Below are 12,021 nucleotides of genomic sequence, written 5' to 3' on the forward strand. Positions count from 1 at the left end.
TATTTCGTGTGTTTGGCATTCCTAAAAACCTAACACTATAAATTGCTTTAGCTTCTTGGTTTCCTACTTTGCAAGTAAATTAGCTGTCCTGCTTGTGGCTGGTCGTTATGATCCATATCCATACGGTTTTTGGAATACAGCTTTTTCAGTTTTATCCCAAATTTCTGAGCGATATCATGCATGGTGTCGCCAATTCCGGCCTTATAGGTCGGCGTATTGCCGGAGGAGTTTTTGCTCTCTAGAAACACAATATCGTTTTTATGTAACTGATCATTGGTCAGTTCATTATATTTGATGAGACGTTTCTCACTAATTCCAAACTTTTTAGAAATTTCACTCACCGAAGCATCAACCGGCATCACAAAGAATTTGAGCCCGTCATTAGGATGATTTTTGACCAAGATATTTCTTAACAATGCCGTTTTGGCTTTTGCATCGATAATCTCCTCTACCTTTTGTTGATTCTTGGCATAAGAACCCTGTGAGTAAGGTACACTAACCGTTGGTGGCAGCACTTTGTCATTTTGTTTCTCCTGTCCTAGTTTAGCCATGAAGACGGCATCTTTGTTAAGATCCGGGTACATTTTCAAAATGGCATAATAAACCTGTTCTGTATTGGTATTATCAAATTCATACAACCTGTACTTCTCAATCTTATCAATAAGAATATAAGCGTAGCGAGGATTTGTCGCGTAACCCGCTTTCTTCAAGCCATGAGCCCAGGCTCTGTAATCTTTTGGATCCAGTTTAAAAAGACCCGTGTAATATTTTCTAGTTGCCAAAAAGATCGAATGATCTTCGTAAGATTGGCGTGGATCTTCATAAACACGGAAGCATTCGTTAGGCGCATCATCAGTATGCTTCATGGTTTTCCCGGTCCATTCTTCCTTACATTTGATCCCGAAATGGTTTTTCCCTTCCAGTGCCAGACGGCTTTGCCCTCCTGCCGTTTCTAGTAAACCTTGTGCCAGCGTAATACTCGCCGGGATTTTATACTTTTCCATTTCCTCTACGGCATACGGTGCAAATTTTTGGATATACTGGTCTTCCGTCTTCCAGGTTTGCGCTTTTGCAAATCCCAGAATGCAGATAAAACCAATCCCCAACAGTTTCTTCATTCTTATATTTTAAAAATTGACTACTTTATTATACATTCTACTTAACAACAAGGACTTCAATCTTTGTTAAGCTGTTTTTTAGGAGCTGACTCCCGCTATCCACTCTATCTTTTTTGCCTCGATCGGCTCCGCCGCCTCGCCAAAAAAGGATGCCGTTACTATCGGGGCTAGGGCTTTGAGTTTTATATTCACTTTTAATCAAATATCAGGTTTTCAAAATCAATCCAATTCCTGTTTTTAGATTTTAAAAACTGATTAGCCCCTGCAATCCCCTGCAACCCTCCTGTATGGAAAACCAGCACCTTGGAGCCTTTTGCAAAAAAACCGTTTTCTGCCAGCTCAAAAACCTTCTGCATCATCTTGCCCGTATAGATGGGATCCAGCGGAATATGATAGTCCTTGTAAAACCTGTTGATAAAACGGATATTATCATCCGATATTTTACCATAGCGGCTTTCATGGGCATCCATCAGCTCAAAATTATCTTTGGCACCGTAACTCAATATAGAATTTGGCAAAGAATCATCCTTCACCAACCGGATTCCCAAGACCTTTTGCCCATCGCGGGCATATCTGGAAATTCCGGCAATGGTTCCACCAGTTCCAACAGCGGTGCAAAGATAGTCAAAATCTTCTGTTGAGTGCCCTGCCATATGTTGGATACCGTCTGCCGCTAAACTATTGCTTCCCCCTTCCGGGATGATGAGTGCGCCAGGATATTTTAAATACAATTCCTCCGTCAGCTGTTCTTTATCTGCATAGTTTTTTCGGGTAACGAAAAGAAATGACATCCCGTTCCTGTGGGCTTCGGCCAATGTTGGGTTTTGCGGCCAGCTATCAGATAATTCCTCACCGCGAATAACACCCATCGTAGGAATATCAAACTGTTTTCCAAAGGCCGCAACTGAGGCTATATGATTAGAAAACGCACCACCAAATGTTATAATTAAAGGATTCTTATAATTGGCAGCCAGGTAATGGTTGACATTGTAAAACAGCTTCCAAAACTTGTTTCCTGAAATCTTGGGATGAATCAAATCCTCCCTTTTGACAAAAATCCGGCAATCATAAGCCGTCTGGATTTCTGTAATAGGTACCTGAAATTTGGGAACTTGAAGCATCCTTCAAAAATAGAAAATAAGATGTGAGATTGTAGCGCAGACCCTGCTTTTTATAAAAACTTTAACGGATCATCCAGCTTACAATTTTCCATATTTACAAAATCAAACTAGCTCCCCTATGAGATCATAATCTTCGGCAGATGTAATCTTCACGTTGGCGAATTCGCCGATCGATAGGTAAACATTTTCTGCAGGCACGAGTACGGTATTATCCACATCTGGAGAATCATACTCCGTTCTGCCCACAAAATAATCACCTTCTTTCCTGTCAAAAATACAACGGAATATCTTACCAACTTTTTCCTGATTTTTCTCCCAAGATATCTGTTGTTGGATAGCCATAATTTCCTCAACACGCTGTTGTTTCACGTCATCAGGGATATTATCATCTAGCACAAAAGCAGTCGTGTTCTCCTCATGGGAATAAGTGAAGCAACCCAAGCGGTCAAAACGCTGATCCCTAACCCATTGTTTAAGTTCTTCAAACTTTTCTTCGGTCTCACCAGGAAATCCCACAATCAATGTTGTACGGATAGCCATATCTGGCACTTTTTCACGGAATTTATCCAGCAAGGCATTGGTTTTTTCAAAGGTTGTCCCGCGCTTCATCGCCTTCAAAAGCTCTGTATTGATATGCTGAAGCGGAATATCTATATAATTACAAATTTTAGGTTCCGATTTTACAATATCCAACACATCTTCCGGGAAGCCCGTTGGAAAAGCATAATGTAACCTGATCCACTCAATCCCTTCTACTTTAATCAGTTCTTTCAGTAGGTCGCCAAGTGCTCTTTTTTTATAAATATCAAGACCATAAAAGGTGAGATCCTGCGCAATCAATATGAGTTCTTTCACGCCTTTTTTAGCGAGCTTTTGCGTTTCTATAATCAGTTTTTCAATGGGCGTAGAGATGTGGTTGCCTCGCATCAGCGGGATGGCACAGAACGAGCAAGGCCTGTCGCAACCTTCCGAGATCTTCAGATAGGCATAATGCTTGGGCGTGGTAGTTAGGCGCTCGCCAACCAGCTCATGTTTGTAATCGGCTCCCAAATGCTTGAGCAAAATAGGAAGATCCCGAGTCCCAAAATACTGGTCTACATCAGGGATTTCTCTAATCAAATCTGGCTTGTAACGCTCCGAAAGACATCCCGTAACGAAGACTTTTTCCACTTTACCCTGATTTTTGAGATCAACATATTCCAAGATCGTATTGATGCTTTCTTCTTTGGCATTATCGATAAATCCGCAGGTGTTAATCACCACCACATCACCTTTCTCCTCGTGTACCACTTGTTTTCCATTAGCTTCCAGTTGTCCCATGAGAACTTCGGAATCATAGACATTTTTGGAGCACCCCAGCGTGACGATATTAATTTTCTTTTGACCTACAGATTTAGTACGCATCTTATTATAATTGCTAAACGATGATTAACGATGGATTAATGAACATCAATATAAATATTCATTTTTAAGACTGCAAATTTAGGAATAAAAAAAAGAACCGTATTGGTTCTTTGAAATGTATGTCAAATTCAGTTACTAAAATTAAATATCACAGATAAGAAAAATAAAGAAGTAGGATTAGATTAAAAAATGTACACTAATAACTTAACCGTCCTCAATCTACCATCTCTTAGTCTATTATCTATACGCCTCCCTTCTTCCACTAATAGGCTTGCTCATCACCTTTTACGATGTTGTAAAATGTGAGGAAAATAATCTTGAGATCCAGAAAAAATGACCAGTTTTGAATATACCAAATATCCTTTTCTACCCTTAGTTCCATATCCCGATTGGTAAATATTTCGCCTCGTGAACCCATAACCTGCGCCCAGCCTGTAATACCGGGTTTTATCATGTGACGAAGCATATATTTTTTGGTAATTTTAGAATACAATCTTGTTTGAGAGAGCATGTGTGGTCTTGGCCCAACAACTGACATATTACCAATAAACACATTGATAAACTGCGGCAGCTCATCTATGCTGGTCTTTCGCATAAACTCTCCAAATTCGGTAATTCTGCGGTCACCCTTCTCTGCTATTTTAACATCGGCAACTGCATTAACTGTCATACTCCTGAACTTGATACAGTTAAATGCTTTGTTCTTGAGTCCGGATCTTTTCTGAAGAAAAAATACAGGGCCTCTACTTTCCAGCTTGATAATCAATGCCACAATAGGAATTAACCACGATAGCAAAAATATAATCACAAATAACGAAAATAGAATATCAAAACTTCTTTTAAGTATTTGTTTTTTGCGCTCCGAAAGCGGCTCCTTCATTAATACTAAAAAAGGAATATTGGCCAAAATCTCATAACTTATCAAGCCTGGATTATTGTGCTTAAAATCCGGAACCATATAAACACGAACCATTTTATGTTCTGCTAGGTCTATAATTTTTTTATAATCCTTAAGGTTAATTCTGTCATCACAGAAAATAAGTTTATTAATTGTGAGATGATCAAATTCTCTAAATAGATCATCTATATTACCCAGATATTTAGACCCTGGAGCTTCGTGATCAAAGGCATAAACTCCCTGTATACCAATGGATCTTCTGATTTCGCTGTTAGAAAGTAAGGTTTGCGCAAAAGTATTTTCGCCAATTAGAATGGTGTCAAACTGGTAAAGCGCCCTGCCAATCTTAACACGATGTTTTTTACGATAAAGAAAGAGAATAAGTCTTGCTAATGACGTAAAAACACCTATCAGGATAAAATAAAAACAACAATTGGTGTAATTAATATTCCTAGGAAAAATCAGGCTTAGATAAATAAAACTGAAAATCACAAAAAGCAACAGTGACTTGGTAAGTGCATTAAATTGTATAGAAGATTCTTTGAAAGTTGAGCTGCTGTACAATTTTGTGAGATTGGCAATGATAAGCCAAGAGAAGTTAAGGATAATAAATTGGGCCCGGTAATCTAACACAAAATTATCATCATCACTAAAATTGAAAAAATACAACTTCCCTGAAAAGAAAAGAAGATTAATAATCAAATAATCAATGAAAATAAAAATCTTGGGAAAATATCTAAAAAAATACCCTGGCATAAGTCGGTAAAAATTCTATTCTGCGCGGTTTGAATCAAAAATCAAACCGCGCAGTTGGTTATTAGTTTTTATGCGCCGAAATTACTAAAAATTCTTTAAAGAAAATGCAGGTGCAATTTTATCTTTATCAGAGAGGATGATATCTTCTAAAGGAAGCTTCCAGTCAATATTTAAGTCTTTGTCATCCCATAGGACACTGCCTTCTGAAGCCTTATTATAAAAATTATCACATTTATAAGAAAAAACGGCAGTCTCACTCAATACAGAAAAACCATGTCCAAAGCCTCTTGGCACATACAATTGCAATTTATTCTCCGGTGTTAATTCTACACCAAACCATTGTCCAAAAGTGGGTGAATCTGCTCTAAGATCAACAGCCACATCAAAGACCTTACCCTCCAGACAGGAAACAAGTTTAGCCTGAGCGTGTTCTCCCTTTTGCAAATGTAAACCTCTTAAGACGCCATAGGATGATTTTGAAATATTGTCCTGTACAAAGTGTCCGTTAAGACCTGTTAATTCTTCAAATTGCTGCTCATTGAATTTTTCATAAAAATAGCCGCGATCATCTTCAAAGACATTAGCCTCTATAATATAACAGTCTTTAAGTGGTGTTTCTTTAACTTTCATCAGTCCTTTTATTTTTTTATTTTATTGAGTTCTTGTTCAAAAACGGCCTTTTTTAAGGCAGAGCTGGAAAAACGATGATCTCTTTTGTTATAATATATTTCAATTCCTTTTTCTTCGCAATATTTTTTACCTGTAAAGTTTTTATCCCGATAATCATCTCCAATGATTCTAACATCTACTACGAACGACTGCAGAATATCCATCAGGTCTTCTTCGGTATTGTAGGGAATAATCTCATCCACATCTTTGCAGGCTTTGAGCTGAATGTAACGTTCTACAATAGTCTGTGTTGGACGATTTTTAGTAGGGCGGTCGAATGTTGGGTCTAGTTGCAAACCAACAATTAAATAATCACAAATAGACTTAGCTTCTTCGAGCATTTTGATGTGGCCTGCATGAAGTAAATCAAAGGATGAAAATGTGATGCCTATTTTTTGGGTTTTCATAACTTAATAGTTTATATTTTTTACAAAACTAAAAAAAAATAAAGAGCTATTATCTCAAATACTCTGAGTTATTATCCTTGTACCAATCTTCTAATGCTTCTTGAAAGCTGTATTGAAAAGTGTATCCACTGTTCTTCATTTTTTTCCCACTAATGTTGGTAGAAATCATAAGCTTTTTCACCCTGTCGGGATGTATACCAAATGATTTGCCTCCCATTACACCAATAATTGCGGCTGCTGATTTTAACAATCCTGCTGGTATTACAAAAATATGACGTTTCATGTTTGTTGCCTCCATCATTGTATTGGAAATTGCTTCTATTGTAAAAGCAGGTTCGTAGGCACAATTGTAAATCTCAACATTATTATTAGTCCTTGCCATACTAAAAAGCATAAAATTGACAAGTTCTTTTACGTATATACAAGCTTTGATTGTATCCTTTCTACCAGGATAGAAAAACCTATGTTTACTTATTCCCCAGTACAATCTGGTAAAATTTCCATTTTCCCCTTTTCCGAATACAACACCCGGTCTTACTATAGTTAGTTGCCTCTCATTATTTTGCTTAGACTGCCAAATCATATGAATCTTTTCTGCAACAAACTTCGATATGCCGTAAGGTGTATTTGGAGTAGGCAAAGTTTCTTCAGTCTTCATTTCTTCTGAGGCACCATAAGGAGCTATTGAGGATGTAAAAAGCATCTTTTTTATCCCAAATTTTTCAGCAAATGAGGTTACATTTTCAGCCCCTTTTATATTGGTTTCAAAATACTCATGATCAGGATGCCCTGGAGTGGTATGAACTGCTGCAAAATTAAAGATTATATCATTTTGATCTACCGCAATATTTAAGTTGATAGGTTGCCTCACATCACAATTGATATACTTTGACTTACCATTATGGTTATTTTCTCTGATATCTAAATTATAAATATTACTGTCTGGATACTTTTCTTCTAAAAGATTTACTAGATGAGTGCCTATAAAACCTGACCCTCCAAATATAAAGTAGTTCATTATTAAATCTTTTTTATTTTTTCTATTGTAGAACTTGTGGAATAACCATTCACAAATGGTAAAACTACTGTTTCCACAGCAAATTCTCTACCCACAATATTTTCCGGTAGATAGTCCCCACCTTTAACAAGGATATCCGGGCATACTTCTTTAATTAATAAATATGGGGTATCTTCTTCAAATAAAATTACATAATCAACCATTTCAAGTGCGCTCATGATCAGAGCACGCTCATCCTGTCCTTTGATAGGTCTTTCTTCACCCTTCAACCTTTTAATAGATGCATCACTGTTAAGTCCTAATATTAATACATCTCCCAGTTTTTTGGCTTCTTGCAGATAACGGATATGCCCCTGATGGATAATGTCAAAACAACCATTAGTAAAAACAATTTTTTTGTTATGATCTTTAAGATTACTTGTCAGGTTGGAAATATCCTTATTTGCGATAATCTTCCTTTCTTCCCTGTATGGATATATTGATTCTTCAAGTTCGTTATAAAAAACCGGCTCTGTACCTATTTTGCTAACTACAACTCCGGCAGCTTTGTTGGCAAGCTTTACACTTTCAATCCATGTATAGCCTGCAGATATAGCCTGAGCCAATGTTGCAACAACAGTATCTCCTGCTCCCGAAACATCAAAGACTTCTGTGGCTTCCGTCCGAATATGTTCCACTTTATTTTCGCTAAAAAAACTCATCCCTTTCTCAGATCTTGTTAGCAATAGATATTTCAGATCATATTTTTTTCTTATTTTTTCGCCCTCAATTTCGATAATATGGTCTTCGTTATCTATTCTAAAACCTGCAACGTCACTTAATTCTTTAACATTGGGTGTTACAATGGTTGCTGCACGGTATTTTTCCCAGTCCTTTCCCTTAGGATCAATAATTATTGGTAAACCTGCTTTGTTTACCAATTTAATTGCACTTTTACAAAAGTTATCTGTAACGAAACCCTTACCATAATCCGAAAGCACAACAACTTTGTATGAAGAAAGATAACTCTCCAGATCGTTGATTTTAGATTGCTCCAGAGAAACCTCTTCATTGATAACCTCTTCAAAATCAATCCGCACAATCTGTTGGACACCGGATACTACTCTAATTTTTGTTATAGTGGGAGAATTGGTTTTAATGAGTGATGACTCGATACCGTTTTCTTTTAGGAGATTATTCAAAATATCACAGTTAAGATCTCTGCCACAATAGCTTATAAGAAATGGCTCTCCATTTAGCTTACTAATATTGTTGGCTACATTGGCAGCGCCACCGAGTTTTTTTATATCATTTTGCACCTGGACTACCGGCACGGGAGCTTCTGGGGACACCCTATCTACTCTTCCGGAGTAATAAACATCTAGAATTGCATCACCCAATACAAGAATTTTATTTTGATTCGGAAACAGTTTACTCATTTATTTGTGTTTAATATTTTATCCGTTACGGATTCAAAATTATTATTATCATTTATAAGAAATGATGCCAGTCCGCTCGCTTCCCCAGCTTCAACATCTGAAGATTTATCACCTATCATATATGATTTAGAAGGATCTATATTATATTTCTTAAGAGCTTCTAAAATCATATTCGGTGCTGGTTTTCGGCAAGAACAGTGATCTTGAGGAGCATGAAAACATGTATAAACATCTTTGATTTCGATGCCAAAATTACTGAGATGATTAATAAGTTTGTTATTAAAGTTATGAACAGCTTCTTCTGTAAAATAGCCTCTGCCCACACCAGACTGATTGGTTATAATAATCAACATAAATCCTGATTGCTGTAATTTCATAAGCCCCTCTACTACACCCGGAAGCAGTTTGAGATCCTCCTCACGATAAACGTAACCATAATCAACGTTTATAGTTCCATCTCTGTCCAGAAAAATAGCTTTAGTCATTATATTTAAAAATGTTCGTCAACAATCTCACAAATAAGGTGTCCTATAAGAATATGCATTTCCTGAATTCTGGCTGTAACTTCTGAAGGTACAACTAGGTTATAGTTACAAAGACTATTCATTTTACCACCATCTCTGCCACTTAATCCTATAAGTCCACAACCTATAGATTGACCTTTTAATAATGCTTTGATAACATTTTCACTACTACCACTGGTTGATATACCTAGTAAAACATCACCGGGATTTGCCAAAGCTTCTACCTGTCTTTCGAAAACACTTTCATAACCATAGTCATTACCAATTGCCGTCAAGGCAGACGTATCAGTTGTAAGTGCAATAGCAGGTAACCCTCTACGTTCTTTTACAAAACGGCCGGTAAACTCTGCTGCAATATGCTGTGCGTCAGCAGCACTCCCACCATTGCCAAAGAGAATCAATTTTTTACCTGTTAGGATACAATCCGATACCATCTCTGCAGACAATGCAATAGAGTCTTGTAAATTGTTAAGTGTCTGATCGAGAACATTTTTATGTTCTTCAAATCTGTTAGCTATTAGTTTTGTTTTTTCTAACATATATTTATTATATCATTTGGTTTATTCAAAAAATTCTCTCACCCAATTATTTACAAAATATTTATCAAAATTCTTTAATTGATGATTTTTAGAATTTAGTTTTGATTTAATTTCATTGACCTTAGTATCGGAAATCGTCCCATCTTCATCTATACAAACAATCCAACTCTCATCATAAAAATCTGTTTCTTTTATAAATGGATTGGTTGTAATTAAGATTGCGCCAGATGCCAAAACCTCGAAGGTACGCATAGTAAGACCTGCCTGCCCATAGCGCTGCACGTCTAATACGCTGTGCGATTGATGAAAAATTTTTGCTACTTCTTTTAAAGAAATTTTTTCAAAACTCACCAAAGAATTTTTTATTTCCTTGTATTCTTTATTAAATAATTTATTATAAAAAAACCACCATTTTGCCGGTGAATATAAAAACAAATAATACTTATTAAATTGATCAAAAGCATTCTTCATCACCGTGTACCTATTAGAATGCAGTGTTCCTACAAAAGAAATCTCATAAGGTCTCACATCTCCTGAAGATCCATATACAAACTCATTCCCATAGAATAAATGCTTTAATTTTATTTTTGGATTTTGTCTTACGTCTCTAAAATCTATACTGTAAGAATCGTCAAAATGCTCCTGTATTTCCAGAGCATTCTTTGTATTATTATTGAAAGAGTCGTAAGTATAATAGATCAGCTTTGCGTCCGGATTATTTTTTTTGAATTCTATAATAAAGCGTTCAGGAATAACCTCTCCTTTAATGAGCAAAAAGAAGTCATATTTTTTACCTTTAATTTTTTGAGAAATCAATTCGTAATGCTTGTTTATAAAAACCTGCAGAAGACTTTTTTTGGTTCTGGCAATGGCTTTCATCATCGCATTATTTGATGGCCTTTCATCAAAATAATCTACATCATAACCATTTTCTTCAATAGCATTTGTGATGCTTATCTCATATCCAAAAAATACCGGACAGATAAAAAGCACAGATTTCTTTCTAAAACTCATTATTTAAACAAACCTTTATTTTTCATTTCTGTAATTGATTTTTGGTATTGATCATCAAAAACCTCCTGTTGGTCTACCCATTTTGTAAACTGACGTATCCCCTCCTGAAACATTATAGTAGGAACGAAGCCCAAGAGTTTTTGTATCTTGGTCAAATCTGCAAAATTATGTCTAATATCTCCCAGTCTATAATTTCCGGAAATCCTTACAGGTACTTCCGCATCATAAGCTGCTAATAATTCCTTAACTACAGTCAGCACATCTGTAGCAACTCCTGTTCCAACGTTAAATACATTGCCGCTAGCCTCTTCTTTTTCAATCCCTAAAATGGTGGCATTAACAACATCATCTATAAATACAAAATCTCGGGTTTCTTTTCCGTCTTCAAAGATATTGATTTCTTTTCCATTCTTTATCAAAGTAGAAAAAATAGACAAAATACCTGTATAAGGATTGGTAAGAGACTGTCCCGGTCCATAAACATTCTGATACCTGAATGCTACAGGTGCTACGCCTATGGTTGGGCATACCGTCATCACCATTTGCTCCTGATTATACTTGGTTATACCATAAACAGATGATGGCTGAATCTTGGTTTCCTCGTCTGTAGGCAATACTTTCAGCGGCTTAGTTATGCCAGGATATTTAACTTCAAAGTCACCGCTCTGCATATCTTCATCCTGCCTATATCCCGGATAAACTACCCCAAAATCTTCGCTCAAATATTTCCCTTCTCCATAGATAGCTCTGGAAGAGGCTACAACCATTTTTTTGACCTTGTGTGGGTTATTTGCCAATATATCAAGAAGCAACGCTGTCCCTCCTACATTAATATTAGTATAATGCTCTATCTCGTACATAGATTGCCCCGTTCCTGTTTCTGCTGCCAAATGTACGATGGCATCCTGCCCATCAATCGCATTGAGAAGATCTGTCTTGGAGGCAACAGTACCAATAATAAACTTCACTTTATCTTTGATAGATCGATAAAGAGGTGAAGTCTCACTTGGGTTTTCCCCGTGTATCTGTTTCGAAAGATTGTCTAAGACTGTGATCTGATGTCCTTTGTCTATCAAAGCTAAAGAGAGATTGGAGCCAATAAACCCGGCGCCTCCGGTAATGAGAATGTTCATTT

The 12,021-nt window shown here is 36.6% G+C and carries 12 protein-coding genes; all 12 read right to left on the bottom strand.

Translation table 11 applies throughout. The features are described from left to right. Window positions 1–47: 47 nt before the first annotated feature. Window positions 48–1,118, bottom strand: a complete 1,071-nt coding sequence (locus AC00Y6_RS01080) for a glycoside hydrolase family 73 protein (protein WP_474488769.1) — start codon at window positions 1,116–1,118, stop codon at window positions 48–50. Window positions 1,119–1,312: 194 nt separating this feature from the next. Further along, the gene (locus AC00Y6_RS01085; RefSeq protein WP_474488770.1) at window positions 1,313–2,239 is read right to left on the bottom strand and encodes a 1-aminocyclopropane-1-carboxylate deaminase/D-cysteine desulfhydrase; all 927 of its coding nucleotides are present in this window, start codon (window positions 2,237–2,239) and stop codon (window positions 1,313–1,315) included. A 102-nt stretch (window positions 2,240–2,341) separates the two neighbouring features. Beyond that, complete coding sequence (gene rimO / locus AC00Y6_RS01090; protein ID WP_474488771.1) at window positions 2,342–3,643, bottom strand: 30S ribosomal protein S12 methylthiotransferase RimO; 1,302 nt, start codon at window positions 3,641–3,643, stop codon at window positions 2,342–2,344. A 262-nt stretch (window positions 3,644–3,905) separates the two neighbouring features. Further along, window positions 3,906–5,297 carry an exopolysaccharide biosynthesis polyprenyl glycosylphosphotransferase gene (locus tag AC00Y6_RS01095; RefSeq protein ID WP_474488772.1) on the bottom strand — a complete coding sequence of 464 codons (1,392 nt, stop codon included), beginning with the start codon at window positions 5,295–5,297 and terminating at the stop codon, window positions 3,906–3,908. Window positions 5,298–5,381: 84 nt separating this feature from the next. Beyond that, window positions 5,382–5,927, bottom strand: a complete 546-nt coding sequence (gene rfbC, locus AC00Y6_RS01100) for a dTDP-4-dehydrorhamnose 3,5-epimerase (protein ID WP_474488773.1) — start codon at window positions 5,925–5,927, stop codon at window positions 5,382–5,384. A gap of 8 nt (window positions 5,928–5,935) precedes the next feature. Then, the gene (locus AC00Y6_RS01105) at window positions 5,936–6,373 is read right to left on the bottom strand and encodes an adenylyltransferase/cytidyltransferase family protein (RefSeq protein ID WP_474488774.1); all 438 of its coding nucleotides are present in this window, start codon (window positions 6,371–6,373) and stop codon (window positions 5,936–5,938) included. Between the two features lie 49 nt (window positions 6,374–6,422). Further along, window positions 6,423–7,391, bottom strand: a complete 969-nt coding sequence (locus tag AC00Y6_RS01110; protein WP_474488775.1) for an NAD-dependent epimerase/dehydratase family protein — start codon at window positions 7,389–7,391, stop codon at window positions 6,423–6,425. Window positions 7,392–7,393: 2 nt separating this feature from the next. Beyond that, a complete protein-coding gene (rfaE1, locus tag AC00Y6_RS01115) occupies window positions 7,394–8,809 on the bottom strand; it encodes a D-glycero-beta-D-manno-heptose-7-phosphate kinase (RefSeq protein ID WP_474488776.1) in 1,416 nt (471 codons plus the stop codon). Continuing rightward, window positions 8,806–9,294, bottom strand: coding sequence for a D-glycero-alpha-D-manno-heptose-1,7-bisphosphate 7-phosphatase (locus tag AC00Y6_RS01120; RefSeq protein ID WP_474488777.1), 489 nt, complete (start codon window positions 9,292–9,294; stop codon window positions 8,806–8,808). Before AC00Y6_RS01120 ends, rfaE1 begins: the two co-directional genes overlap by 4 nt. A 5-nt stretch (window positions 9,295–9,299) precedes the next feature. Further along, on the bottom strand, window positions 9,300–9,872 hold the full coding sequence (locus tag AC00Y6_RS01125) for a D-sedoheptulose 7-phosphate isomerase (RefSeq protein WP_474488778.1): 573 nt from the start codon (window positions 9,870–9,872) through the stop codon (window positions 9,300–9,302). A 21-nt stretch (window positions 9,873–9,893) separates the two neighbouring features. Beyond that, window positions 9,894–10,886, bottom strand: coding sequence for a WaaS/CpsH family glycosyltransferase (locus AC00Y6_RS01130; protein WP_474488779.1), 993 nt, complete (start codon window positions 10,884–10,886; stop codon window positions 9,894–9,896). Then, on the bottom strand, window positions 10,886–12,019 hold the full coding sequence (locus AC00Y6_RS01135) for an NAD-dependent epimerase/dehydratase family protein (RefSeq protein WP_474488780.1): 1,134 nt from the start codon (window positions 12,017–12,019) through the stop codon (window positions 10,886–10,888). Before AC00Y6_RS01135 ends, AC00Y6_RS01130 begins: the two co-directional genes overlap by 1 nt. Window positions 12,020–12,021 lie beyond the last annotated feature (2 nt).

The organism is Epilithonimonas sp. (assembly GCF_056329745.1).